This is a genomic window from Shewanella xiamenensis, assembly GCF_024971755.1.
Lineage (GTDB): Bacteria > Pseudomonadota > Gammaproteobacteria > Enterobacterales > Shewanellaceae > Shewanella > Shewanella xiamenensis.
The window spans coordinates 1,150,303-1,171,620 of record NZ_CP079718.1 but is presented as its reverse complement, the minus strand read 5'-3'; the positions used below and the strand labels follow the sequence as shown (position 1 = coordinate 1,171,620).

The window sequence follows — 21,318 nt, the reverse complement described above, 5'->3', positions numbered from 1 at the left end:
GAACCTCTGCGCGTCACCGCCCCCGCAGTGAAGGCGGCCGGAAGGACCCGTGATGATAACGTGTCGCATCTAGCCTAGATGATAAACATTCTCACTTTAGGTTTGACGATTCGAATCGATTCACAATGCAACAGCTTCCACACCAAATAACTCGTCTCGATAGTATTTAAGTTCTTCTATCGACTCACGAATATCAGCTAATGCCTCATGTTTATATTGCTTAGCATCAACAGCATTACGCTCAATATCAGGCGCCCAAGCTCTAGCTGCGAGCCCTAGTGCTGATATGTCTAGCTGCCTGTAATGCATATACTCATGAAGCTCAGGCATTTGGCACATGATAAACGAACGGTCAAACATGATTGAGTTACCCGCAAACACCACACCAGTCTTAGCTTTGCGGTCATGCTTAGGTATGCCCAGTGCTTTAAGGTGTTTGAGTACCATCTGCTCAGCCTGGGCTAACGATACTGATGAGGCACGAACAGCATCTAGCAACCCACTCTTGGTATGCACATCTAGCGCCCACTCATGTGACCTTGCAATCATATCTTCGTCTTGATGCACAACAATATGCAGCGCTTCACCCACTTGGTTTAACTCACTATCTGTCACGATAAAAGCCAGCTCAAAGATAGGGTAATACTCCATACCCAACTGACCATTATCTAAGCGGCCGTTAAGCCCACCCGTCTCTAAATCGCCAAACAAAAAGAATTGTTCCATCACTCACCTCACTTTACTAATTGCATTTCGGCTCGTCTGAGCCAGTAGATATAAGACTTCTTACTATCAAAGCCCATCAAGGCCCATTGGCCTTTACATACATAATGGGCACGGATAGCGCGCTTGCAGTTGATTGATAGGCGATCAATCAACAGGTCGTATTGAGCCACATGCTTAGGCACATTCAACTCATGGACCACAGCACCACCACGCGACACAGGGTCGCCCAACTTATCGCAGGCGCTACGATTGCCATAGTTGCGACCGAGTTCTTGGAACGCCCAATAGCGTCCCCAGGTAGTTAGGCCAACACGCAACGCGGCCATATTGGTAAAATCCTCGCGCAAATCCCTGCGCTTAGCCCACTCCTTAAACTGGCGATTACATGGCTCCATTCGCTACCCCCGCGATTTGCTCAATCGATAACTGAAATACATCATCCAAGATGGCAAGAAAGTGATTGCTAGGCACAACACACTCACCGCTTTCCCAACGCTGATATGTTCGGCGGTCAACCCCGTAAATCTCAGCCACCTCATGCTGACTAAACCCACGGATCGAGCGTCCAGTTTTTAGAATTATTGCTGACCGATTGCTCATAAAATCACCTCAATTTGTGCCATTGCATACTCCATAGGGGTTGATGCAACGATCATCACAGCCACCCGCTAGCCATCTTGGTTTTGTCATGCTGATGATCTACGTTTGATCTAGGGATTATCTCGGGCGCAACCTCGTTAAAACCGCGCAAAATTAAATGAGCATGATAAGCATCAAGTGCACTCAACATGCCCTTATCCAAGGTCGAGTGAACATAGGTACGCAAAAGCACAGGCAAGGCATGATTAAGCAGCCGCTCACCCACCATCGTATCAACACCCATGTCGGCAATAATGGTGCGACAAAGCTTTCTAAGCGCATGAGAAGTAAAAGATTTAAACCTAATAGATTCACTCCAATACTGAGCCGTGCGAATGCTAATAGCCCCAACATCACCCGGGAATAAAAACGCCCGCTTACCCACATGCTTAACCTGCCACTGCAAGTAATGCGTCAACAACGCCTTAGCCGTTGGCGTTAATGGCAACCTATGCTCTTGGCGGTTCTTCGCATTCGATGCAGGAATTAACCACCAATCACCAGCAAAATGTTCCCAACGCGCCAAGCGAGTCTCGTTAATGCGGGTACCAAACATCAGCATCAACATAAACAACATCGCCACAGGCCAAATCGCATCACGCAGCGCAGTAAACAACGGCCCTAAGTCAGACTCCATCAACTGCGTACCCACACACGGGCCCATCTTCAAACTCATTTCCACCCGATACCCCGCCAACGCATTAACCTCCACCAACCGCAAATCAGCCGCAGCACTAATCGCCCGCTTAAAAATCTTCACCGCACTTTTGATGTAGTTAGTCGAATAACCCTCAGCCAACATCGGCTTAACCAAGCGGGTATCGACCGCCACAAACGAAAGATCAGCCAGCGGCAAGTCAGCAAACATCCCCAACAAATGCTTACTCACCACTGATTTACAATTCGCCCGCCAACTTGGGCTAAACGAGCGATTACCCTCGATATGCGCCAAAAACCACTTAAGCAGATCAACCACAGTCACAAACTCACCGCGCAACACCTCAGCCCCCGCACTACGCTTAGCCATCAACACAGGTAACTGCTCTAAAAACGTCTTAATACACATGTCTGGCCACACACCTTGCTTTTGCCAAACCGTCTTACCGCCTTCATTAACCACCAAAAATAACGAGGCCTTTTTACGATCAGCCGTCGCCCGCAAACGCAACTGCGGATATTCAGGATCACGATAATCCCGCGTCACCCCGCCACGCAGCCAGCGGCGCATAGGCGCATCTTTCAGCTTGCCAACTTCAACACCAGTCGTTGCTTTAATATTTTCCATTGACTAAGCCTCCAAAATACCAATGACAAAATTCATGCTGCCTCCGCATTACCATCGCAATACTTAGTAAACGCATCAGCATAAAATTCATCATCTTGTTCGATTCCGATGTAATTTCTGCCAGTGTTCATGCTTGCTATTCCGCTTGAGCAACTACCAAAGCAAAAATCAAGGACGGTATCTCCATGATTGCTGTATGTGTTGATAACCCATTCGCAAAGAGCTACTGGTTTGCGAGTTGGGTTAATTTTTTCTCCCTTCCTTTTTTGCTTATCAGATGAGAAAAACTGAACAGAACGAGGGTAACGGCTAGTGCTGTCGTATGTGGTTTCGACTTTGCTAGGATTGTAAACATCACTGTGATGAGGTTTTTTTACTGCAGCTTTGCGCTTATGTCCGTGTGTCATCTGTGGATTGTAAGTACCAATACCATCACAAAAAATTAATATATGTTCGTGAGCGCGAAGTGGCTGCTTTTTGGCATTGTAAAAACCTGTGGCGTTACCCTTTTCCCACACGATTTCATATTTGAACATCCCAAGGTTGGAGCATGTTAAAACAGAGGTAAATGGCTGAGCGGCATGCATTGCAATAACACCATTAGGCTTAATAATTCGTTTAAGCTGCTCCCACATTGGCATTAAAGGAATAATTTCATCCCATGCGCAACGAGTGGTTCCGTAAGGAACATCTGCATAAATCAAATCAATGCTGTTATCAGGGATTTCTTTCATCAGCTCGAGGCAATCTCCATGTAATAATTTGAAGTACATACGGCTAAACTCCTCTAAACTGACTCGCTAACCCATGCAAATAATGGTTAGCAAACAAGCGGCCCTTTCGACCACCAATCCCAAATAACGACTCATACGTCATCGAAACCTCATGCTTTAACGCATCCGGTATCACCCGCATACAACGCTGCACAAACCGCAAATCACTCTCACCACCACGGCAATGCCACATCAGCGGATAAATCCGCTTAACCAGCGTGTCAGCAAAGCACACCTCAGCCTTAATCCGTTCAACCTCAAGCCGCACTTGCTCGGCAACATCATCAAGCAGCGCATCATTAACCGCCTCTTGGACAACAGGCCGCGCCGCCGTATTGCTCACCAAAGCCGAATAAAAATCGGGCGCATCATCGGGTAATTGCTTAAGTGCTGCCATGCTCACCCCCGCTTACCGCGATAACTCGGCCAATTGAACGTCACCGCCACCGTGGCCGCATCGCGCAACCGCTCATAAGCACGCTCACCCAACATCTTTTGCAGCGACTCAATATCCAAATTGGTGATAAACCCAGTCGATTTAAGCCCGTACAAACGCTTATCGATAATCCGCGTTAACCACAGCATTTCGTCAACACTGCCGCGTTGCAGCCCAATCTCATCGATAATCAACAACTCAGGCCGCATAAACTCGGCAATCAAGCGTTCCTCAGTTAGCGAACGGTCGTTATAGCTCTCACGCACCCGGGCAAACAGGTCCATCACACTCAGCAACACCACAGAGTGATGCTTAGCCATCAACGCATTCGCAATCGCCGCAGCTAAATGGTTTTTACCCGTGCCTGGCGTACCGATAAACAAAAAACCCTTACCGAGTGCCGACAGCTCCGCAAACTTCTCCACGTAACGCTTGGCCGTTTCTAATGCCTTGCGCTGATCTGCCCGTTCAACCTGATAATTTTCAAACGAACAACGTAAAAAATGGGCATTCAAACCACTCTTACCAAACAGCGCGTTATTTACTCGAGTGCGATGCTCAATCGACTTTTCCAACTCATCACGGCGTTGCAACTCACGAAACTTTTGGCGATAAACCTCAGGCGAATCCGGCTTGATATGCTCAGGGCAACCAAGGCGTTTCAGCAACTTGTTAACCTCTTGGCTCATATCCATCATCGTCAAAGCTCCGTATTAAAATCACTGCTCACCGAGTCAAACCGCGCAGCCGACTCGTGATAAACCGCAATATCCAAATGCGCGTTTTGCAAAGCAGGCTTAGGCAACGGCGTTAACCAATGTCGTTCGCGGATAAAACGAGTGATACCCAGCGCGTACTGCCCATTGGCATGAGTTTGCCAACTGGCATCCGCAGCAGCGGCTTGAGTTAACCAGAGGATTGCAGCTTCACAATCGGCCTCGGTCAGCTTTTCAGCTTTCCAGACCTTCCACGAATGGGCATCATTACCGCCTTTGCGATGCGCGGGATAGATTTTGAAAAAGGCATTAAACGCAGATTTCGGACAAATATTATTTATATTGTCTTTTGTAATATTGTCTTTCTTTTGTATCTCTCGGTTTCGACAATCTGAGCTGTCGATTTCGACAATCGCGTTGTCAATTCCGACAATTTGATTGTCAGTTTCGACAACGGTTTTTTTGCTGTTTTCAGGCTGAGTTAACTTAGCACTCCACTCCGAAACAACCGTATTTACCCCTAACTTACGACCATCTTTTATCAAAATATTACGCTGGGTGAGTGAGCGAATAGCATGGCAAATATTGCTAGTAGAAATCCCCGTCATCTCTGCCAATTGCTCTAAACAAACCCAATCAGTAGCCTTACCGTAGCCGTAGGTTCTGCGCATCACAGCAAATACCACACGACTCTCACGATCGCTCAATTTGGTGCAGCACAACGCATCAACCAGCGTGTTTGACAGCCTCAAATAACCATCATCAAGATCTGCCTTCACCACATCACCCCGCTTAGCACTGTGATCTGTAAGTGGACGCAAATGCACCACATTGCTATTGCCAGCGTCAAAATTGACGCAATTACTTGTTTCAAGTACCATGATTTTGCCTCTCGGTATTGAGCCCGCATCCGTCGCCAAACATCAGCGGGCTTTCTTATTTCAAACACACAGCCGAACTATCAAACCGATAACCCGCCTCAAACAACCGTGTTGCAATACCCTCAGCGCTATGAGTGCGTACCGTACTGCGGATCACATTCGCCATTAATGCAATTTCATGATTGCGTTCAATGCGAGCGAACTCAGACAATTGTTGATTGCGTTCAAGCAGTTCAAATGCCTCATCTTCCTCAGGTGTATAGGGGATATCTGCGTAACTCTCGCCAACGCCAATCGCCTGATTTAAAGCTGGCCAATGGCGATAACGATTCTTAGGCACAACCATAGGACTACCAGTATCAGGAGGAATAAAAGCAGGCTCAAAAACAGTGCACTTATCACTTAACTGATTTAATGCAACCTTTTTCAAAACCTCATCCGCATCGTCATAACTCATCGTTTCACTCTCCCTTTTAACGCCGCATCGCGCTCAAAATCATCACGGCAATCGGCATCACAAAAAATCCGTGGCGACTCAACAGGTTCACAGCACCAATAACAACAGCCAGTAAACGGCCGCATCACTGGGCGTTGTCTGCAGGTCATCGCCGCCAGCAGTTGCAACTCAACTAATGCATCCGCATCATCCGCTTTATCCGACATCAGCCACTCTCTCGTTCTTGCGCAGCGCCACCGCTTCTGACTTATCAGCACAACCAGAACGCGCTAAAAATGGGTGAGCCAACTCGAGTGCAGTAATGCTGCCTTGAGTAGTCGCCGCAGACTCTTTCAGCTCACGGTGAGCCTTCAATAAATCCTCTCGATTGGGATTTGTGGATAAATGAATCACCGCAATTTGCGCCTCAGCGTTCTCTTTAGTCAGCTGCGCCGCCATATCGGCAACATGCAACACATGGCCGTCAGTCATACGATCGGCAATCACCGTCACCCCAGTGCAACCAAATACATCGTTGAGGTACTGCACTCGCAGAGGTTCAGGCAATGCCGCAATAAGGGCTTGCTCAACGTAAAACAGCCGTTCAACCTGCGCATGTTGGCCTTCATACTGCCCAAGCCAACGGAACAGCTTTTGCGCATTTACCCTGGCGTTGTTATGCACATCATCGGTACGCGCAAAATTAATCCCCTCAGCGGCCAACACCTCACCAAATCCAAGGCGATCAACCGCAGCAACAAAATCCATTGCCAGACCAAAACGGCTCATCTTCGGCAACTCAAGTACCCGATGGATGGTTTTCATCAATAAATTCAAACGTGATTGTGGTTTCATGCTAAAAATCCTCTCTCTGCTAATGTTTAATCAGAAGGGTTAAGCCGCTGACGAGTTGTTAGAAAGCTGAGGAACCCCCGCTTTTAACTTACCCTTTGTAAGCAGCTCAATTTGATAAGCGCGAAGCTCTGGAACATCATCAGGCCATTTAGATATCGCCGCTTGTGATACCCCAATAGCGGCCGCTAACTTAACCTGAGACCCAAAGTGAGCTATGGCTGCGACTTTTTTCATAATGACTCCAAAGTTAATAAAACAAGGCAAGAATATAACCACAGTTAATCGCCGTCAATAACTTTGGTTAGTTGTTATATATAACCTAGGTAATATAATTAACTAATGAAAACACTTGCCCAAAACATACGTGACAGAATGGAAGCCATCGGCATGACTCAAAAAGAGTTAGCTGAGCGCGCAAACATCTCTCAAGTCATGGTTCACAAACTGGTTTCTGGTAAAACCACGACCACTTCTAAGTTGCTTGATTTAGCAAAGGCACTCGGCTGTTCGGCTGAAGAACTGCAATATGGAACTGACCAAATTAGTCAAAATCAGGCCGTAAAAGTTGAATCAAACGCTGAATGGGTAGGCGGTTTTGAAACGTGGGATAGAAATAGCCCACTCGGTGACGACGAAGTGGAGATACCGTTTTACATGGAAGTAGAACTCGCAGCGGGCGCAGGTGTAACGGATATTCGTGAATACTACGGCCCCAAACTTCGCTTTGCTAAATCCACCCTGAGGCGTCAAGGTGTCAGCGCTGCCGATGCGGTATGCGTAAAAGTCAACGGCAACAGCATGGAACCCGTATTACCCCACGGATCAACCGTCGGCGTGGATACATCACACAACGATATTGTGGACGGTAAAATGTACGCCATTAATCACGATGGCATGTTGCGAGTAAAAATGCTCTACAAACTCCCAGGTGGCGGCATTCGCCTACGCAGCTACAACATAGACGAATGGCCAGATGAACATATCAGCTATGATCAGCTAAAACACATCAAGATCATCGGCAAAGTATTTTGGTATTCGGTATTGATATAAATAATTTATTTATGATGCCACCAAATTCTAAATCTGTTTATCACATACCAAACTAAACCAATTAACATGAACATACCAGGCCATGCAGTAGGCTCATAATTTGGATCGCTTACTCTAGAAATGCTCATAGAAAGACCAATAATAAACAATGTTATAGCGGCTATCTGTTGCAGCTTAAACTTTTTGCTAGTTCCTTGAATCGTCTGTATGTTAACTCCAGCTGAAATAGTTTCATTAGCCGATAAAATTGGGGCTCCACACTTTGGACATGATGCCGCTTTGTCTGAAACCTGATTAGAACACTCACCACATTTAATTAAAGCCATAAAATCTCCTTATTTTAATCTTGCCAATTAACTACTTTTCCATCACGCACATACGCATAGCGCTGGCCGTACATACCATCCCTAAAAACCCATTGTTCAGGACCATAAGCTGAGCGATTGATATTTTTAGGGCTTCCCCAACTTTGTTGAAGCGCTTCAACACTCATGCCCACCTCAACCTTACCAGCCTTGATCAGCTTATTTTCCCAATCACTAAACTGGCTCTCATCATAAGCGAAGGGATCAACCTTTTTGTGGTCATTCTGAATCACCACATCAACAGTCGATTGGGCAACACCATCAGGGCAAGGCGTATCTTGCATCACTAACTTACCGCCCACCTCGCACTTAAAAATTTCGGCCACGGCCAAGGGACTATTCACCGTAAAAACAGCCGCAATTTGAAAAATAATTAATCGACCTAAAAAGCCCATAAACCCTCCTTAGTTCAAAGCCTTATTTATATCACCAACGCTTAACAAATTCACCAAAGCAAAAAATAACCAAAAATAATTAACCATGGTTATTGACCGGTTAATTAACTGTGGTTATATTTTGCCTGTACCCACTACCGAGGACAGGGAAATGATCTTAACCAGAGTTCAAACATCAGCAAAACAGCGTACCGAGTTCCGTCTACTGGTCGCCATCCGCTTTGCATGCTTAATGGCAATCGCCAAAGGCCACCAAAACCCAATGGACTGCCCACGGGTACAAGCGCGTTGTAGCGATCTCACCAAACACTTTGCCTACAACCACCCAAGCCCCGCATTTCACAGCCAATACATAGGCCGCATTGGCGAGCTCGGCAACAGCTTTGGCCTGCGCTTTAACGAACCCAAGCAAGGCTTGTTTGGCACCGTCACCGTATGGCGCAACGACCAAGCGCCAACCAACGTGCATCAACTCGCATAAGGCACAGCTATGAGCGCAACCCATGTGAGTGCCTTGGCCGATTACTGCGATAAACAAATCGCCGAAACCCAAAAGCTAATAGCCGATTACCAGCACGAACGGGCAGCACTTGAAAGAGTAATTAAAGGCTGGCGCGCCGCAAAACGCCGCCACCTAGCCCTGATAAATAACATTCAACCAAAGGATCCAGTATGAACACCGCCTTTTTACTCATGGCCCAGTTCAACAAAGCCATCGTACCGCTGGACGAAATCAGCGAGGAATACTTCGCACTCGCCCCGCGAACGGCGCAGAACTACGCCAAAGCAGGCCGCTTGCCCGTCCCCGCCTTTCGCGGCGGTGAAGGCAATAAAGCGCCGTGGCTGGTCAACATCAACGACCTAGCCGCCTACCTCGATAAACAGCGCGACGCAGCCGCAAAAGACCAGGTTAGCAACCAAAGCCGCGCAGCGTAGCAGTTAAACATTAGTCAGCTTAGCAAGCAAAAGAGAACACCATGAAAACCAAATTCAACATTCAATACCTGCCAATGCTGGCAGCGTTCGCCGCAAAACAGGATGTTCGTTACTATCTAAACGGCTTTCACGTAAAGCCACACCCCGAAAAAGGCGTGATCCTAACTGCCACTGATGGCCATTGCCTCGTCACCATCCACGATGAGGACGGCTTTACCGATGGCGACTACATTTACCCAATCAGCAAAGAGTTGCTAAAAGCCGCCAACAAAAAGCATTTACCGTCTATTCAAAACATCTTTATTAACGATGGCGTAGCCATGCTCACATCGATTTACGACATCCTTGATACCTTCACCACCTTTGAAGCGTTGGACACTCAGGAACGTAAGCTTATTACTCACATTGAGTTTATTAACCCAATCGATGCACGTTACCCAAATGTAGGCAAACTCTTTAAATCACGGCTAAGTGATGAAAACTTAAAGCCAGCATCAACGATTGGTATGAATGTAAACCTGCTCAGCCGCCTATCAAAATTGAATTACTGCAAGATTAACGGTGCTGTTTTGCACCTAGCAGAAAATAATTCGCTGATTGCAGTCATGGGCTTAAAAAAAGAAATCGTCGCAATGATCATGCCGATGACCTTGGACGAATCAGAGCGAGCTCATCCAGCAGAGTTTGTTTACTTTGCAGGCCATCAGCGAGTCGAGCCAGCGCCAGAATCAACCACTCAAACCACCTCACCCGAGCCTGAACAGTCAAGCGCCGCTTGATAGTTGCCGCCATTCACGAAAGAAGGAATAGATCATGAGCTACTTCAAAATCAGCAACCAAACCGCAGTGCAAGCATTTAAAGACTTTAACGCAGCAAAAGCGGCCTTAATTGAGCAAGCCACAGTGCTAGCTAACCACTTTGGCGGTGAACCCATTTTTAGCAACCGAATTGATCAAGTGTCGTTTGCGGGTATCAACTTCCACAACTTTAACCAGCTAGAAAACAACCACTTATGGTTTAAGCCAAAAGCGACTAACTGCTTTGCTTCAGAACCAAAATACGGCAAACCAAAAGCCGCAGATCGTGAAGCGCTAGAAGCAATTAAAGCCACCTACAACGCCATGAAGCCTGAGCCAGTTTCACGCGAACCTTTGCTAGCAGCGCTGGGCGTAAGTTATGGGGATTGCCTATTTAGTCGGCTGGATATGTTCGTGCACAACGATGTGATTTACCTCGACACCAGCCTAACCCTTATCGATGCCACTGAAATATTCGGCAGCGAATACGCATACGCAAAAAACGAGTATACCGCAGGCAAAAAGGCATCCAAGCAACCAGCACAAGCCAGCGCCGCTTGATAGTTGCCATTCACGAAAGAAGGAATAGGTCATGAACACTAAACCGCTCAAAGCCTACGAAGTGCAAGAACGTCAAGAGGGTTGCAGCACCATAGTTTTTGCCACCAACTCAGCAACAGCGCGCAGAGAAGGCGCTGCTGAATTAGGTATTGATTGGGAAGATGTTGATTTTTGCCGCCGCTTGCCATGGGCTGACGAATACGCAGGCGTTAAAGGTGGAGTGCCGCCACTGGTTTGCATTGATCACGGTTGGTGGTTTAGGTGTATGCATTGCAATTGCAAAATCGACTGTGATCTTGAAGGTGAGGATGAGCAAGGCAACTACATCAAGTTAGAGCCTGTAGAAGATGGTAGCGCAATCTTCTGCTCTCAATCCTGCAAAGACAAACGCGACAACGAAAAAGCTAACAGAAATTTAGCGTTCGAAGCATTCAAAAAGTCAGTCCAAGAAAAACGCCCTGATCTTACATTTACGGAATTTACTGGCGGATGGGCTTGGATAACTATGACTGCCAGATTCACTTTCCCGGGATCTAAATACGGCGGCAGTGCAACAGACCAAAACGGTGACGGCAATATCCAATGGTTTATTGCCAATGGTGATAAAGCCGCTTGGGATGAATACGAAGCCAAACGTGAAGGCGGTGCAGCATGCTAACTCACCACAAACCCCAACACAGCGATATCAAAATCGGCCTCGGCCATATCGTCGCAGATAAAGACGGTTGGATGTTGCCAGGTGGCAAGTTCACCACTAACCGCGCCGTTGCTATCCGTGCCGCCAAAGGCCTGCACCGTTTCTTGGTTAAAAGATAAGGACGTCACATGAGCCAACAAATCGAGATCCCTGCATTCTTGCTTGAAATGTCACAGCAAATGCACCAGCAGCATAACCGCTGCACCGCCGAACCCATTTGGCAAGTTCGCTGCAAGCGCTATTTGCCTACCGAAGAAGGCTATGACGAACATCACTGGGAGATTGTTGATACCGATGGTGATGCCACCGCGCTGTATCGCTCTGATAAATGCGATAAGAAAGCACTAGCTGAATGGTTAGCTGAAAACGACCATCAATGGTGTAGCAATTGGCTGTTTGATAACGACATTGATGAAGTTTGTCACGATGTTACTCATGCATTTGATGAAGTGTTTATCAACGCATTTATCGATGAGTTTAATGTTGAGTCAGATTACGACCAGCTGCCTGATCCGCTTAAAAAGTTCCACCTTCAAGAAACGGAAGAAGTCATTAAAACCTGTTTTACCGAAGCCGATGCATGGGCATTTATCGCCCGTAAACAGCACGACTACCCAAAGCTTTACACCTACGTCGAATCAATGGTGTTTTGCCCACAGATGATTCAATTACGCCATTGGATCATGTCACTCACCTCGGCAGAGGTGAAAGCATGAATCCAAGACACGACTTCTACGCCAAGCAATACCCTTGGCTCAATGCAGATCAACGTGAGTGCTTTGATTTTCTTTGTGACATTCACAATGGCGGTAATCACATGTTTGGCAAAATCCAAGCCTGTGGCGAGCATGGCTTAGTGATCAACAGCAAAGCCTCTCACTACATGTCAACGTTCGACTATAGCAACCTGACAAAAGCAGTTGTGATCGCACATGACCGCATGATCCGCTTTCAAATCGAACCCTCAGGACCGCGCATGTTGAAGTTTATCGCTTACAAGCGCCATACCCGCGAAGGTGATTACTGTGAACGTCATCCGACGATGGAAGAAGCAATTGCCACGGTAAGAGAACAGTTTCCATATGACGAGGTGAAAGCATGAAACAGCGCCCTATTATCTTCAACACCGAAATGGTGCGCGCCATTCTTGATGGGCGCAAAACGCAAACGCGCAGGCCAATGAATCCACAACCAAAGCCTGACACTGAAACATCAAAGGGCGGTAATTGGTTTCCTTGTGCTGCATTTCAGTCAATGGTGCATGTAGAGGATTTTAAAGATCCACTCTGGCGCGGCATGGCGAGTGATGCTTGCCCAATTTGCTCAGTCGGCGATCAGCTTTATGTCCGTGAAACTTGGTATCAAAAAGGATGTTACTGCATGCCTATGTGGGATGGTGCTGATGCTGAGGATGCCTTCTGGAGTGGAACAAATCAGGCAAAGTATTTTGCTTCTGATCGGATAGAAAAAGTATCACATAAATTTGGTGAATATTTTTGGAGAAAGCGTCCATCTATCCATATGCCACGTTGGGCAGCTCGCATCATCCTCGAAGTAACAGATATTCGTGTAGAGCGGTTAAACGATATTAGCGAGCAAGATGCAATTAAAGAAGGCTGCAACGCTATAGAAGGATGCAAATGGCACACCTTTGAAGAAGCCGATCGTGGAATACCAATGCATGACCACACAGCTAAAGATGCTTTTTGGGCTAAGTGGGAATCAATCTACGGCTACCAATCTTGGCAATCAAATCCTTGGGTTTGGGTGATTGATTTCAAGGTGATCAGCACCACAGGCGGTGAAGCATGAGCCAATTTGACTACATCAAACAGCATTACGGTGTACCTGCCGAAATTGGTCGATTAGTAAAAGTGAATGGCCGTGCTGGCATCATCGTAAAAGATTGCGGCCATCACCTTGGCGTTAATTTTGACGACGATAAGCCGGGCGTTGTTCGTCATTGCCACCCCACTTGGGAAGTTGAATACGGCGGTATTGGCCGCATTCGCAAGCAGACAAAATCGCAGGCGCGTTATCAACGCTATTTAGAGTACGGCGACGGCTTTAAAAACTTTATCGAGTTTTGCTATTGGGACGCAAGCCATGAGCACGAGTGGAACAGAGGTGCAGCATGAATCTTTTAATACCTGGCTTTGAAGCGCCAAAGCGCATCGAGCTAATGCTGTCACTGACCAAAATCAACTCAGAAAACCTAATCAACGCATTGATGCTGCATTACACCGTTACATATCTAGAGAGCGCCCCATGGCGAGCAGCGATTAGGCACAATGTTCAGCTCTCTAACTTTGTGCGCGGCCAAGAACGCCTCGAAGAAGTAGCGGCAATTATCGAAGCCATCAAAGAACTCGACTGGGAAAAGCATCTTGCCAAGTTAGCCGCAGCCAACGCGCGGATAGCAGAGCTTGAAAAACAATTAGCCAGTTATCAGTTAACTGATTCAAAGGAGCATGCAGCATGAGCAAGAAATATCAGCTGATATACGCGGATCCGCCATGGGCATTTAGCAATCAAAACACGGGCGGCTCGATGAAATCCAGCGCCCAAGCCAAGTACACAGTCACTAGCACCGAGGACTTAAAACGCCTCGATGTGGGCAGCATTGCCGACGACAACTGTGTACTGGTGATGTGGTATGTGGGCGCAATGCCGCAGGATGCCATTGATCTGGTTAAAAGCTGGGGCTTCACCCTTAAAAACATGAATGGCTTTGTCTGGAACAAGCTAACGGTCAACAACAACCCATTTTTTGGCATGGGCTTTTGGACCCGCGCAGGTAGCGAGTCGGCCATTATCGCCATCAAAGGCAAACCTACCCCAGCTTGCCGCAGCGTTCGCGCCGTGGGCAACTACGATCCACAAAGCCTTGATGAAGTGCTCGCCCACCTCTGCTACGTGGGCACCTATCAAAACATTCGCCATAGCCAAAAGCCAGATGAGTTTCGCGATAAATGCGTCGAGCTCATGGGTGACGTCCCGCGACTTGAAATGTTCGCCAGAACCAGAACCAAAGGCTGGGATGTGTTTGGGAATGAAGTTAAAGGCTCGATAGATATCCCATTAAAGCCAGAACAAACAACCATTGAGTTGGCGCCATCGCAACAGCTCGATATCGAAGATCAAATAGCGCGGGAGAATGCAGCATGAAAACACTTATTCAGCAGTTTAAAAATGCGATGGCAATTATCCGCCAAATGAAAGCCGGAGAATGGGAGTTTGAAGGCCACTATGAATATGAACATAAGGCTAAGTTCGTTTGTTATACAGCAAAAAGAAAAGGCGTTGAATTGTGGGTGGGTGATTACCCAAGCTTGGTAGAAATCTGGAACAAGCCTTGGGAACTTGGGCCATTTGGCTGGCTAGTTTGGTATGGCGGTGCAGGAAAAAGAAAGCCCTAGAAAAAAAGATGCACCGTAAACCCTCAGACTTAACAACATAAGGAGGCAACATGAAGCAATCAACCGCAATCCGCGAAGCGCTTAACAAGTGGTACGCCCTGCCACGCAAACAAGCATGCAGCTGCCAACAGTTTATGAAAAAAATTGCAGAAGAATTAAAGAAGGATGGTAAGTAATGACTTTCGAAATGACTCATAAGAATCTATGCGATATCGCTGTGCGCTGGCTGAAAAAAACGAATAGTAATGGTGGGCCTTGTTGTCATGTCGCTGTGTCTGAAATACAAGGTGGTTGGAGTGGCGAGATACCTGATGCAATTGGCTTTAGGGCGGCAGGTTATAACGACGGCGCAATCATCGTTGAAGTAAAGGTGTCGCGTAGTGACTTTCTTGCTGATCGAAATAAACCACACCGCAACGGTGAAACATTGGGTATGGGTAAGTGGCGGTTTTACCTTTGCCCAGAGGGTTTGATTAAGCCTGAAGAAGTGCCTGAAAAGTGGGGCTTAGTATACGTAACCAAGCGCGGAGGCACCAAATGCGTGAAGGGATTTTGTAGCGAAGCAAGGATGAGCAATCGCAATGATGCTCTCGAAAACGACGCATTCGAATCAGACCGAGATAGAGAAATGTTCTTGCTTGTTAAGCTGTTATCTCGTCTAGGAGATATTGAGCAATTTAATCAGAAATTGCGTGAAATGTATCGAATTGAAACGCAGCAACAAAAACGCATTAACGAATTAAAAGACAGGCTTGATAACTCTGTGTCAGTAGATCGCAAACATAGACGGAAAGTTCTCAATTTTATTGGTGAACTGCAAAAGCAAGACTGGGAAAGTGAGAGAGGTGCAGCATGACCAGACGCAGAGTGTTATTAGACGGCAACGGCTCAACCAAAATCAATGTTGAAGGCCTTGTGGTTTACGTTCCTGCCATTGAGCACGATCACCTTAAGCAAAAGCTGAGTGCCGAAATTCAGCAATTGAAAGACCAGTGCAACGCGATGCAAGTTGATCTTGAAATTGCAGTTAAAACAGCAGAAACGCTTAAGACCGTCACCGCAGAGCGTGACCAGTTGGCGGCACAGGTTGAGGCTCTTAAACACGGCGTTTATCACTTCAACCGTAGTCATGGCGATCTTAATCCATTACTTAAAGCTGTAGCAGAATCACCAAAGCAATGCCTTTCCGATATCCGCGCCAAAGCTATCCGAGATTTTGCAAAAGAATCGGCTGAAGGTTTCGAAATGCCATTTATAGAGGACCTTGCAGAAGAATGGATAACAAGGCAAGTCGCTAAGGATGGTTCAGCATGAAAACCACCCTAACCGCAGTGCTTACCTGCTTTGTTGTATCGCTACTAATTACTCTGACTGTTGTCGTAGTAGTTAACTTTTACACAAAGCGCGGAATACAAAAAACATTTAACAATGGATATAAGCATTGGCAATTTTGGATAAGAGTTTTGTTTAGTCCATTAATGCTATTTTTCATCGTTATTGAGTGGGTTGGAAATAAAGGTTATTACCAACTTTATTCACGATTGCCATCAATCCCACAAGGCAATGAGGTGCATGATGACTCTAAATGATCGCATGAATTTGCTTACCGAAGAAAACCAGCAGCTTAAAGCCAAAGTTGCAGAACTTAAGAATCAAGTGGCAATCCTCAGCCAGCGCCCTAAATACGATTTATCGACAACGCAAGGCAGAGAACAAGCGGTGATTGAAAGTGTTAAATCAAGGGGGCTGTGATGGATAAAATCGAGCAACTTTATCTATCAGGTTTAACTATTGAAGAAGTGGCTGCTGAAACTGGGTTATCTATTTGGACAGTAAGAAGCAGAGTTCGCAAACTCGGCATTAGTCGCCCGCGCAAAGTAGCGATAAAACTATCAAAGCGTAAGCCGAACCGAGAAACGCGCAACGATGGCTATCTAGATAAGCTAGAAAAGAAAGAAGCCGCGCTATACATCAAAGCAAACCAGCTATTTAAACCCATCGCGACAAACTAACTAAAGGGCCAAACGGCCCTTTATTTTTTCTCGCTTTTGAGTTGTTCAATTTGCCGATCAATTGACGCTACCTGCGTATCGGCTTGCTGAGCCACTGCTGCCATTTCCTGCGCCAAGCTTTGCTGCCAAGTTGCCCCGGCTAAGTTGTTGTTGGCATAGCGCCTGCCGTTCTGCAAGTCACGCATACGCTGATCACGGCGCTCAATCACCCGCTTTCTATCGCTCTCTAACTTTGTTATCTCACGGCTGATCCGCTGATTATCAATGTAAGCGCTTATCTCCTGCCTCTTACCATAATCCACCCCGCCAGCCGTAGAGCCGCTGGCAACAACACTACCAACATTACTCAAGTCAACGGGTTTGCTTGTTTCATCACAGGGATCCGCCTGGTATTTACCATCAGCGCATTTATAGACTGCGGCCACGGCCGAAAAAGAAGGGATGCCCATCGCTACACAGGCCAGCAATACAAAAGATTTTCTATCCATAGATCACCTCAAAGTTGATAAATCTATCATATCATCAGCGGGGAACCATAAAACAAATATTTAAAATCGGGGAACCAATAGGGAACCACAAATTTTTAGCATCTAGCAAAATCAATTAGTTAAATTTAAATCTTACCAATCCAACATAGGCGCAATGGAAAATGTGCGGTCGAGCTGTAGATGTAGACCATCATTAAGATTATTTTTCAACACGTGACTATCGACTCAAGTAATTAAAATTTGCCAGTAAGTTCAAGCTTTGAGGGATAAAACGCCTTAACTTAAGCCGCAGATGAGCCATGCAGCGCCAGCGTAAAAATACAAAAACAGTAAACGAGTTAACGTTTACTGTTTTATTGCCCCTCAGAGCAAGCGGGATTATACCCTAAACCGCCTGCTTTGTGGAGATTAAGCAGGGATAGAAGCCTAGCTCGATATCACTACAACTCGCTCCAACGCCTGAGCAAGTTATGATAAACACCCGTTAGATTAAACAGCTCTTGTTCAGGCGCGGCCTGCGACGTCAAAGATTGAATCGATTGATCGAGTTGAAATAACAAGCGACGCTGCCCTTCATCGCGCACCATGCTCTGTAGCCACATAAAAGCGGCGGTTCGCTCACCTGATGTGACAGGCGTAACCTGATGTAAACTTGTTGACGGATATAACACCAAAGATCCCGCTGCCAGCTTAATGCTTTGCTGGCCATAAGTATCTTGGATGACCAGCTCACCACCTTGATAAGTGTCTGGTTCGCTTAAAAATAAGGTGGCAGACAGATCGGTACGCACCATACCGTCACTCGTCGAGCGAATTGCATTGTCGATATGATAGCCAAAGGTTTCTCCACCTTGATAACGATTAAACAAGGGCGGATAAAACTGTAATGGAAGTGCTGCCGAGACAAATAAAGGATGAGCTAACAAGCGCTCCATAATCAACTCACCGATGCCAATCGCAACAGGATCGTCTTTATCCAACTGCTGATTGCGCTTACGGGTACTCGCCATAACGCCAGAGGTTTGATTGCCATCAATCCAAGTGCGAGCATCGAGTTGTTCACGTAACTGATTGACTTCTTGTTTTGAAAAAACATGAGGAATTTCAATAAGCATCTTCAAACCTTAAGGAAAGCATAAACATCAAAGGCAGCCCTAGGGCTGCCATTCAAATCGTCATTCACTGATATTAAAAGTGCATATCAGCACTTAACATCACCAAACGTCCAGGCGCCATATTCGCAAAGTGTGCAGTATAAGCCTTATCGTAATAACGCTCATCCGTTAGATTTTGAACGTTCAGGCGTAAGGTCAAGAATTCGCTCATCTTATAGGATGAGGTCAAATCAAAACGCCAGTAAGACGGAATTGACAGCGTATTAGCCGTATTGCCATACACTTTGTCCATATAATAGGCACCCGTGCCGACCGTTAACTGCTCGGTAATATCGTAAGTTGTGAATAAGCTAAGGCTATTTTTGGCTGTATTAGGGAAGCGATTACCATTAAGCGCAGCGTTGTAACCATTGCTTTCGAGGGTAGCGTCCAAATACGTATAACCACCAAAACCATGCCAATCTTTAGTAAAGTCACCGGAAAAGCCGATTTCAAAGCCTTTGACTTTTTGCTCGCCGACGTTTTCCTGCGGTGCATTACGATCGCCAGAAGTCGCAACGCGGGCATTGTTTTTCTCGATTTGGAATACAGAGCCATTCAGAGATAAACGCCCCTCCCAAAGATCCCATTTAGTGCCTAACTCGTAGCTTTCGGTGTCTTCTGGTTCTAAATCGGCATTAGTGCTGCCAAGACGATCTGCCCCATCTCCGTTAGACGTGCCAGGTGGATTAGAGGAAGTGCCCCACGCAGCGTAGATACTGCCATTTTCTGCGGGCTTATATAGCACCGACAATTGGTAGTTGAAGAAATCAGCATCATTGCTGAATCGAGAGGTTGAGTTCTCAGCACTGGTGGTATAGTCATCCCAGCGGATACCTGCGTTAACCATCCATGCTTCAGTTAACTCAATGGTATTAAAGGCATAGATAGAGCGAGTATCAGTTTCAGTCACTGTCGCATCGGTACCGAGTGTAATCGTACCAACCCAAGGATCGTGGGGATTCGGATTATCCAGCAACGTACAGTTGTAGTTATCCAGCATTGCCTGATTACAACCCGCGTTGCGACCATTGCCCGTATCGACGGTGTAACTCAAATTGCTAGTACGTTCGTTACTGAGTTCAGTCCCGACTGCAAAACGGTTAGTCATTCCTGCAAGTTTTGCTTCACCCGAGAGTTGCAATTGAGTCGCTAGGGTCTTTGTCACCGAATGGCGCGACTTAGTGTTTCGCCAAACATAACCATTAGCCACGTTGCCAGTGGTGTCGTCTGGGTTAGTCACAATATAGTCATTGCTGTTACGGCTATAGATAGACGTCGAAGTGAACTGCATGTCGTTGTTAAAATCATGGCTGATCAACACCGAAGCCGTATCATCCATCGTATCGCGAAAATCCCGCGATAATAAGCCATAGAAATTGTCGGGATCGACATCGGCAGGTTTGCCTGTCGCCTGATCGTAGGGAATACCATAATCAGGAATATCATGGTTTTCAAAATGATAATATTCAAGGGTCACTTTAGTTGGTGTCGTTAACCCAAAAGTAACAGACGGTGCAACGCCCCAACGATTACCTGTGACTTCATCACGCCCAGGAGTGTCAGCATCGTGAGCCATCATGTTGACACGAACCGCAGCTTCATCGGTAATCACATGGTTAATATCAACATTGGCACGTTTGAGGGCATCAGTCCCCACGGCAACATCGGCGTTAATAAAATCTTCAGCCTGAGCTTTTTTGGTCACAATGTTAATGCTACCGCCAACCGCGCCACGGCCGTTATAGACAGAGCTTGGGCCTTTCAGGACTTCAATTTGTTCAATGTTAAAGGTTTCACGGCTTTGTGAACCCACATTACGCATACCATTGATAAAAGTGGAGGATTGAGCATCGTATCCACGAATAAACGGCCTATCACCGTAGGGGTTTCCCCCTTCGCCAGTACCCAAGGTAATACCAGGCGTCGCTCGTAGCGCATCAGTAAAACTCTGCGCGCCCATATCTTTGATCAGATCTTGATTGATGACTGTTACAGTTTTCGCAGTATTGAGCAGGTCTTCGGTAAATTTACCCGATTGTACTTTGCGGGTGTTATAACCCAAGTACTCACCATTGACCTCAATATGTTCAACTTTTTTATCTGCGACTTGTGCCTGCTCCGCGGCCATAGCAGGGATAGCAGAAACCGCCATCCCTATGGTTAACGAACCTAAAACATGGGCACCAAGCGTGACTCGACCATTGCGACGTTTTGCAAATTTCATTTAAAGCATTCCTGTTGCGGACTAAACCCTGTAACAGATGTCCCCCACCTGTTAATCGCCCGCTAATATATGTAAAATTATTTTTGTGATCAATAATTATTATCATTTACATTATAATTTAATGTAAATCACAGTTTAAGCCGTTTATAGTTGTTAGGCACAGCAAAACGACTGTAGCTACATTGGTAGGGTTAAAGATACGCCTATGATAGAAATGAAAATTTCCTTCAAAAATCTTTCGCATACATTCAAGCTATCGCACTCATAGCCTAACGGCATGCTCATTCGAATCATCAACCTTTCGGTGGAAACGTGCCTTTGGACTCATTGAGGGGACATGTAGAATACGCGACTCTTTTACCGCTTGTAGCGTGGCTTTTGGTAAAAAGACTTTTACGATAAATAACAAGAAAATCGTGAAATTAACCTCACATTTCCATTTGTGTCATCTAAGCTGATAGAGTGTGAT

Annotated in this window: 38 protein-coding genes; 21 read left to right on the top strand and 17 right to left on the bottom strand. The window is 46.3% G+C overall.

The features are described 5' to 3' along the window. Window positions 1-120: 120 nt before the first annotated feature. From orn to KXJ80_RS06235, 12 genes are read right to left on the bottom strand one after another with little or no spacing between them, the layout of a single operon-like run. A complete protein-coding gene (orn, locus tag KXJ80_RS06290; RefSeq protein ID WP_259474615.1) occupies window positions 121-726 on the bottom strand; it encodes an oligoribonuclease in 606 nt (201 codons plus the stop codon). An 8-nt stretch (window positions 727-734) separates the two neighbouring features. Continuing rightward, entirely contained in the window at window positions 735-1,052 is a 318-nt protein-coding gene (locus KXJ80_RS06285) for a hypothetical protein (RefSeq protein WP_259474812.1), read from the bottom strand. 55 nt (window positions 1,053-1,107) lie between these two features. Next, complete coding sequence (locus tag KXJ80_RS06280) at window positions 1,108-1,326, bottom strand: helix-turn-helix transcriptional regulator (protein WP_259474614.1); 219 nt, start codon at window positions 1,324-1,326, stop codon at window positions 1,108-1,110. A 55-nt stretch (window positions 1,327-1,381) separates the two neighbouring features. Continuing rightward, window positions 1,382-2,650 carry a tyrosine-type recombinase/integrase gene (locus KXJ80_RS06275; RefSeq protein ID WP_259474613.1) on the bottom strand — a complete coding sequence of 423 codons (1,269 nt, stop codon included), beginning with the start codon at window positions 2,648-2,650 and terminating at the stop codon, window positions 1,382-1,384. A 32-nt stretch (window positions 2,651-2,682) separates the two neighbouring features. Continuing rightward, complete coding sequence (locus tag KXJ80_RS06270) at window positions 2,683-3,423, bottom strand: DNA-methyltransferase (RefSeq protein WP_259474612.1); 741 nt, start codon at window positions 3,421-3,423, stop codon at window positions 2,683-2,685. Between the two features lie 4 nt (window positions 3,424-3,427). Next, window positions 3,428-3,820 carry a hypothetical protein gene (locus KXJ80_RS06265; protein ID WP_259474611.1) on the bottom strand — a complete coding sequence of 131 codons (393 nt, stop codon included), beginning with the start codon at window positions 3,818-3,820 and terminating at the stop codon, window positions 3,428-3,430. A 2-nt stretch (window positions 3,821-3,822) separates the two neighbouring features. Then, the gene (locus tag KXJ80_RS06260) at window positions 3,823-4,557 is read right to left on the bottom strand and encodes an ATP-binding protein (RefSeq protein ID WP_259474610.1); all 735 of its coding nucleotides are present in this window, start codon (window positions 4,555-4,557) and stop codon (window positions 3,823-3,825) included. A 2-nt stretch (window positions 4,558-4,559) separates the two neighbouring features. Next, on the bottom strand, window positions 4,560-5,456 hold the full coding sequence (locus tag KXJ80_RS06255) for a replication protein (RefSeq protein WP_259474609.1): 897 nt from the start codon (window positions 5,454-5,456) through the stop codon (window positions 4,560-4,562). Between the two features lie 55 nt (window positions 5,457-5,511). Then, complete coding sequence (locus tag KXJ80_RS06250) at window positions 5,512-5,913, bottom strand: hypothetical protein (protein ID WP_259474608.1); 402 nt, start codon at window positions 5,911-5,913, stop codon at window positions 5,512-5,514. Next, complete coding sequence (locus tag KXJ80_RS06245; RefSeq protein ID WP_259474607.1) at window positions 5,910-6,119, bottom strand: hypothetical protein; 210 nt, start codon at window positions 6,117-6,119, stop codon at window positions 5,910-5,912. Before KXJ80_RS06245 ends, KXJ80_RS06250 begins: the two co-directional genes overlap by 4 nt. Beyond that, window positions 6,109-6,747: a toxin YdaT family protein gene (locus KXJ80_RS06240; RefSeq protein ID WP_259474606.1), complete on the bottom strand. Its 639-nt coding sequence runs from the start codon at window positions 6,745-6,747 to the stop codon at window positions 6,109-6,111. Before KXJ80_RS06240 ends, KXJ80_RS06245 begins: the two co-directional genes overlap by 11 nt. Before the next feature lie 39 nt (window positions 6,748-6,786). Further along, entirely contained in the window at window positions 6,787-6,981 is a 195-nt protein-coding gene (locus tag KXJ80_RS06235; protein ID WP_259474605.1) for a Cro/CI family transcriptional regulator, read from the bottom strand. Window positions 6,982-7,086: 105 nt separating this feature from the next. On the opposite strand from KXJ80_RS06235, the gene KXJ80_RS06230 reads away from it, so the two are divergent. Further along, window positions 7,087-7,797 (top strand): XRE family transcriptional regulator, encoded by a 711-nt coding sequence (locus KXJ80_RS06230; RefSeq protein ID WP_259474604.1) that lies wholly within the window; start codon window positions 7,087-7,089, stop codon window positions 7,795-7,797. Window positions 7,798-7,802: 5 nt separating this feature from the next. Here KXJ80_RS06230 and KXJ80_RS06225 read toward each other — a convergent pair whose 3' ends face one another. Beyond that, complete coding sequence (locus tag KXJ80_RS06225; RefSeq protein WP_259474603.1) at window positions 7,803-8,123, bottom strand: zinc-ribbon domain-containing protein; 321 nt, start codon at window positions 8,121-8,123, stop codon at window positions 7,803-7,805. 14 nt (window positions 8,124-8,137) lie between these two features. Next, a complete protein-coding gene (locus KXJ80_RS06220) occupies window positions 8,138-8,557 on the bottom strand; it encodes a hypothetical protein (protein ID WP_259474602.1) in 420 nt (139 codons plus the stop codon). Between the two features lie 151 nt (window positions 8,558-8,708). On the opposite strand from KXJ80_RS06220, the gene KXJ80_RS06215 reads away from it, so the two are divergent. The 20 genes from KXJ80_RS06215 to KXJ80_RS06120 are packed head-to-tail and all read left to right on the top strand — an operon-like array spanning window position 8,709 to window position 16,980. Beyond that, window positions 8,709-9,038, top strand: a complete 330-nt coding sequence (locus KXJ80_RS06215) for a hypothetical protein (RefSeq protein WP_259474601.1) — start codon at window positions 8,709-8,711, stop codon at window positions 9,036-9,038. A gap of 9 nt (window positions 9,039-9,047) precedes the next feature. Beyond that, the gene (locus tag KXJ80_RS06210; protein ID WP_259474600.1) at window positions 9,048-9,233 is read left to right on the top strand and encodes a hypothetical protein; all 186 of its coding nucleotides are present in this window, start codon (window positions 9,048-9,050) and stop codon (window positions 9,231-9,233) included. After that, complete coding sequence (locus tag KXJ80_RS06205; protein ID WP_259474599.1) at window positions 9,230-9,493, top strand: pyocin activator PrtN family protein; 264 nt, start codon at window positions 9,230-9,232, stop codon at window positions 9,491-9,493. The genes KXJ80_RS06210 and KXJ80_RS06205 overlap by 4 nt, the downstream gene beginning before the upstream one ends. Before the next feature lie 41 nt (window positions 9,494-9,534). Beyond that, the gene (locus KXJ80_RS06200) at window positions 9,535-10,272 is read left to right on the top strand and encodes a beta clamp domain-containing protein (protein ID WP_259474598.1); all 738 of its coding nucleotides are present in this window, start codon (window positions 9,535-9,537) and stop codon (window positions 10,270-10,272) included. Window positions 10,273-10,306: 34 nt separating this feature from the next. Next, on the top strand, window positions 10,307-10,852 hold the full coding sequence (locus KXJ80_RS06195) for a Mu-Gp12 family protein (protein ID WP_259474597.1): 546 nt from the start codon (window positions 10,307-10,309) through the stop codon (window positions 10,850-10,852). A gap of 31 nt (window positions 10,853-10,883) precedes the next feature. Beyond that, entirely contained in the window at window positions 10,884-11,510 is a 627-nt protein-coding gene (locus KXJ80_RS06190; RefSeq protein ID WP_259474596.1) for a hypothetical protein, read from the top strand. Next, on the top strand, window positions 11,504-11,668 hold the full coding sequence (locus KXJ80_RS06185; protein ID WP_259474595.1) for a DUF1317 domain-containing protein: 165 nt from the start codon (window positions 11,504-11,506) through the stop codon (window positions 11,666-11,668). Before KXJ80_RS06190 ends, KXJ80_RS06185 begins: the two co-directional genes overlap by 7 nt. 9 nt (window positions 11,669-11,677) lie before the next feature. After that, window positions 11,678-12,265, top strand: a complete 588-nt coding sequence (locus KXJ80_RS06180; protein WP_259474594.1) for an ead/Ea22-like family protein — start codon at window positions 11,678-11,680, stop codon at window positions 12,263-12,265. Further along, complete coding sequence (locus tag KXJ80_RS06175; RefSeq protein WP_259474593.1) at window positions 12,262-12,651, top strand: hypothetical protein; 390 nt, start codon at window positions 12,262-12,264, stop codon at window positions 12,649-12,651. Before KXJ80_RS06180 ends, KXJ80_RS06175 begins: the two co-directional genes overlap by 4 nt. Next, window positions 12,648-13,361: a hypothetical protein gene (locus KXJ80_RS06170; protein ID WP_259474592.1), complete on the top strand. Its 714-nt coding sequence runs from the start codon at window positions 12,648-12,650 to the stop codon at window positions 13,359-13,361. The genes KXJ80_RS06175 and KXJ80_RS06170 overlap by 4 nt, the downstream gene beginning before the upstream one ends. Further along, entirely contained in the window at window positions 13,358-13,687 is a 330-nt protein-coding gene (locus KXJ80_RS06165) for a hypothetical protein (protein WP_259474591.1), read from the top strand. Before KXJ80_RS06170 ends, KXJ80_RS06165 begins: the two co-directional genes overlap by 4 nt. Then, a complete protein-coding gene (locus tag KXJ80_RS06160) occupies window positions 13,684-14,031 on the top strand; it encodes a hypothetical protein (protein ID WP_259474590.1) in 348 nt (115 codons plus the stop codon). Before KXJ80_RS06165 ends, KXJ80_RS06160 begins: the two co-directional genes overlap by 4 nt. After that, window positions 14,028-14,717 (top strand): MT-A70 family methyltransferase, encoded by a 690-nt coding sequence (locus KXJ80_RS06155; RefSeq protein ID WP_259474589.1) that lies wholly within the window; start codon window positions 14,028-14,030, stop codon window positions 14,715-14,717. The genes KXJ80_RS06160 and KXJ80_RS06155 overlap by 4 nt, the downstream gene beginning before the upstream one ends. After that, complete coding sequence (locus KXJ80_RS06150; RefSeq protein WP_259474588.1) at window positions 14,714-14,968, top strand: hypothetical protein; 255 nt, start codon at window positions 14,714-14,716, stop codon at window positions 14,966-14,968. Before KXJ80_RS06155 ends, KXJ80_RS06150 begins: the two co-directional genes overlap by 4 nt. A gap of 50 nt (window positions 14,969-15,018) precedes the next feature. Further along, entirely contained in the window at window positions 15,019-15,144 is a 126-nt protein-coding gene (locus KXJ80_RS06145; RefSeq protein ID WP_259474587.1) for a hypothetical protein, read from the top strand. Continuing rightward, complete coding sequence (locus KXJ80_RS06140) at window positions 15,144-15,824, top strand: hypothetical protein (protein ID WP_259474586.1); 681 nt, start codon at window positions 15,144-15,146, stop codon at window positions 15,822-15,824. Before KXJ80_RS06145 ends, KXJ80_RS06140 begins: the two co-directional genes overlap by 1 nt. Next, window positions 15,821-16,282 (top strand): hypothetical protein, encoded by a 462-nt coding sequence (locus tag KXJ80_RS06135; protein WP_259474585.1) that lies wholly within the window; start codon window positions 15,821-15,823, stop codon window positions 16,280-16,282. Before KXJ80_RS06140 ends, KXJ80_RS06135 begins: the two co-directional genes overlap by 4 nt. Next, complete coding sequence (locus tag KXJ80_RS06130; RefSeq protein WP_259474584.1) at window positions 16,279-16,557, top strand: hypothetical protein; 279 nt, start codon at window positions 16,279-16,281, stop codon at window positions 16,555-16,557. Before KXJ80_RS06135 ends, KXJ80_RS06130 begins: the two co-directional genes overlap by 4 nt. Further along, a complete protein-coding gene (locus KXJ80_RS06125; RefSeq protein WP_259474583.1) occupies window positions 16,541-16,720 on the top strand; it encodes a hypothetical protein in 180 nt (59 codons plus the stop codon). Before KXJ80_RS06130 ends, KXJ80_RS06125 begins: the two co-directional genes overlap by 17 nt. After that, window positions 16,720-16,980 (top strand): hypothetical protein, encoded by a 261-nt coding sequence (locus KXJ80_RS06120; protein ID WP_259474582.1) that lies wholly within the window; start codon window positions 16,720-16,722, stop codon window positions 16,978-16,980. Before KXJ80_RS06125 ends, KXJ80_RS06120 begins: the two co-directional genes overlap by 1 nt. A 20-nt stretch (window positions 16,981-17,000) precedes the next feature. Here KXJ80_RS06120 and KXJ80_RS06115 read toward each other — a convergent pair whose 3' ends face one another. The 3 genes from KXJ80_RS06115 to KXJ80_RS06105 form a co-directional block, all read right to left on the bottom strand. Next, complete coding sequence (locus KXJ80_RS06115; protein WP_259474581.1) at window positions 17,001-17,468, bottom strand: hypothetical protein; 468 nt, start codon at window positions 17,466-17,468, stop codon at window positions 17,001-17,003. Window positions 17,469-17,908: 440 nt separating this feature from the next. Then, window positions 17,909-18,583, bottom strand: a complete 675-nt coding sequence (locus tag KXJ80_RS06110; protein ID WP_047539335.1) for a Fe2+-dependent dioxygenase — start codon at window positions 18,581-18,583, stop codon at window positions 17,909-17,911. 73 nt (window positions 18,584-18,656) lie between these two features. Beyond that, entirely contained in the window at window positions 18,657-20,849 is a 2,193-nt protein-coding gene (locus KXJ80_RS06105; RefSeq protein WP_218737997.1) for a TonB-dependent receptor, read from the bottom strand. Window positions 20,850-21,318: the final 469 nt, after the last annotated feature.

What these genes read in the sequence shown, in the direction of transcription:
- orn (WP_259474615.1), bottom strand. Translation starts at nt 726, where the DNA reads ATGGAACAATTCTTTTTGTTTGGCGATTTAGAGACGGGTGGGCTTAAC.
- KXJ80_RS06285 (WP_259474812.1), bottom strand. Translation starts at nt 1,052, where the DNA reads ATGGCCGCGTTGCGTGTTGGCCTAACTACCTGGGGACGCTATTGGGCG.
- KXJ80_RS06280 (WP_259474614.1), bottom strand. Translation starts at nt 1,326, where the DNA reads ATGAGCAATCGGTCAGCAATAATTCTAAAAACTGGACGCTCGATCCGT.
- KXJ80_RS06275 (WP_259474613.1), bottom strand. Translation starts at nt 2,650, where the DNA reads ATGGAAAATATTAAAGCAACGACTGGTGTTGAAGTTGGCAAGCTGAAA.
- KXJ80_RS06270 (WP_259474612.1), bottom strand. Translation starts at nt 3,423, where the DNA reads ATGTACTTCAAATTATTACATGGAGATTGCCTCGAGCTGATGAAAGAA.
- KXJ80_RS06265 (WP_259474611.1), bottom strand. Translation starts at nt 3,820, where the DNA reads ATGGCAGCACTTAAGCAATTACCCGATGATGCGCCCGATTTTTATTCG.
- KXJ80_RS06260 (WP_259474610.1), bottom strand. Translation starts at nt 4,557, where the DNA reads ATGATGGATATGAGCCAAGAGGTTAACAAGTTGCTGAAACGCCTTGGT.
- KXJ80_RS06255 (WP_259474609.1), bottom strand. Translation starts at nt 5,456, where the DNA reads ATGGTACTTGAAACAAGTAATTGCGTCAATTTTGACGCTGGCAATAGC.
- KXJ80_RS06250 (WP_259474608.1), bottom strand. Translation starts at nt 5,913, where the DNA reads ATGAGTTATGACGATGCGGATGAGGTTTTGAAAAAGGTTGCATTAAAT.
- KXJ80_RS06245 (WP_259474607.1), bottom strand. Translation starts at nt 6,119, where the DNA reads ATGTCGGATAAAGCGGATGATGCGGATGCATTAGTTGAGTTGCAACTG.
- KXJ80_RS06240 (WP_259474606.1), bottom strand. Translation starts at nt 6,747, where the DNA reads ATGAAACCACAATCACGTTTGAATTTATTGATGAAAACCATCCATCGG.
- KXJ80_RS06235 (WP_259474605.1), bottom strand. Translation starts at nt 6,981, where the DNA reads ATGAAAAAAGTCGCAGCCATAGCTCACTTTGGGTCTCAGGTTAAGTTA.
- KXJ80_RS06230 (WP_259474604.1), top strand. Translation starts at nt 7,087, where the DNA reads ATGAAAACACTTGCCCAAAACATACGTGACAGAATGGAAGCCATCGGC.
- KXJ80_RS06225 (WP_259474603.1), bottom strand. Translation starts at nt 8,123, where the DNA reads ATGGCTTTAATTAAATGTGGTGAGTGTTCTAATCAGGTTTCAGACAAA.
- KXJ80_RS06220 (WP_259474602.1), bottom strand. Translation starts at nt 8,557, where the DNA reads ATGGGCTTTTTAGGTCGATTAATTATTTTTCAAATTGCGGCTGTTTTT.
- KXJ80_RS06215 (WP_259474601.1), top strand. Translation starts at nt 8,709, where the DNA reads ATGATCTTAACCAGAGTTCAAACATCAGCAAAACAGCGTACCGAGTTC.
- KXJ80_RS06210 (WP_259474600.1), top strand. Translation starts at nt 9,048, where the DNA reads ATGAGCGCAACCCATGTGAGTGCCTTGGCCGATTACTGCGATAAACAA.
- KXJ80_RS06205 (WP_259474599.1), top strand. Translation starts at nt 9,230, where the DNA reads ATGAACACCGCCTTTTTACTCATGGCCCAGTTCAACAAAGCCATCGTA.
- KXJ80_RS06200 (WP_259474598.1), top strand. Translation starts at nt 9,535, where the DNA reads ATGAAAACCAAATTCAACATTCAATACCTGCCAATGCTGGCAGCGTTC.
- KXJ80_RS06195 (WP_259474597.1), top strand. Translation starts at nt 10,307, where the DNA reads ATGAGCTACTTCAAAATCAGCAACCAAACCGCAGTGCAAGCATTTAAA.
- KXJ80_RS06190 (WP_259474596.1), top strand. Translation starts at nt 10,884, where the DNA reads ATGAACACTAAACCGCTCAAAGCCTACGAAGTGCAAGAACGTCAAGAG.
- KXJ80_RS06185 (WP_259474595.1), top strand. Translation starts at nt 11,504, where the DNA reads ATGCTAACTCACCACAAACCCCAACACAGCGATATCAAAATCGGCCTC.
- KXJ80_RS06180 (WP_259474594.1), top strand. Translation starts at nt 11,678, where the DNA reads ATGAGCCAACAAATCGAGATCCCTGCATTCTTGCTTGAAATGTCACAG.
- KXJ80_RS06175 (WP_259474593.1), top strand. Translation starts at nt 12,262, where the DNA reads ATGAATCCAAGACACGACTTCTACGCCAAGCAATACCCTTGGCTCAAT.
- KXJ80_RS06170 (WP_259474592.1), top strand. Translation starts at nt 12,648, where the DNA reads ATGAAACAGCGCCCTATTATCTTCAACACCGAAATGGTGCGCGCCATT.
- KXJ80_RS06165 (WP_259474591.1), top strand. Translation starts at nt 13,358, where the DNA reads ATGAGCCAATTTGACTACATCAAACAGCATTACGGTGTACCTGCCGAA.
- KXJ80_RS06160 (WP_259474590.1), top strand. Translation starts at nt 13,684, where the DNA reads ATGAATCTTTTAATACCTGGCTTTGAAGCGCCAAAGCGCATCGAGCTA.
- KXJ80_RS06155 (WP_259474589.1), top strand. Translation starts at nt 14,028, where the DNA reads ATGAGCAAGAAATATCAGCTGATATACGCGGATCCGCCATGGGCATTT.
- KXJ80_RS06150 (WP_259474588.1), top strand. Translation starts at nt 14,714, where the DNA reads ATGAAAACACTTATTCAGCAGTTTAAAAATGCGATGGCAATTATCCGC.
- KXJ80_RS06145 (WP_259474587.1), top strand. Translation starts at nt 15,019, where the DNA reads ATGAAGCAATCAACCGCAATCCGCGAAGCGCTTAACAAGTGGTACGCC.
- KXJ80_RS06140 (WP_259474586.1), top strand. Translation starts at nt 15,144, where the DNA reads ATGACTTTCGAAATGACTCATAAGAATCTATGCGATATCGCTGTGCGC.
- KXJ80_RS06135 (WP_259474585.1), top strand. Translation starts at nt 15,821, where the DNA reads ATGACCAGACGCAGAGTGTTATTAGACGGCAACGGCTCAACCAAAATC.
- KXJ80_RS06130 (WP_259474584.1), top strand. Translation starts at nt 16,279, where the DNA reads ATGAAAACCACCCTAACCGCAGTGCTTACCTGCTTTGTTGTATCGCTA.
- KXJ80_RS06125 (WP_259474583.1), top strand. Translation starts at nt 16,541, where the DNA reads ATGATGACTCTAAATGATCGCATGAATTTGCTTACCGAAGAAAACCAG.
- KXJ80_RS06120 (WP_259474582.1), top strand. Translation starts at nt 16,720, where the DNA reads ATGGATAAAATCGAGCAACTTTATCTATCAGGTTTAACTATTGAAGAA.
- KXJ80_RS06115 (WP_259474581.1), bottom strand. Translation starts at nt 17,468, where the DNA reads ATGGATAGAAAATCTTTTGTATTGCTGGCCTGTGTAGCGATGGGCATC.
- KXJ80_RS06110 (WP_047539335.1), bottom strand. Translation starts at nt 18,583, where the DNA reads ATGCTTATTGAAATTCCTCATGTTTTTTCAAAACAAGAAGTCAATCAG.
- KXJ80_RS06105 (WP_218737997.1), bottom strand. Translation starts at nt 20,849, where the DNA reads ATGAAATTTGCAAAACGTCGCAATGGTCGAGTCACGCTTGGTGCCCAT.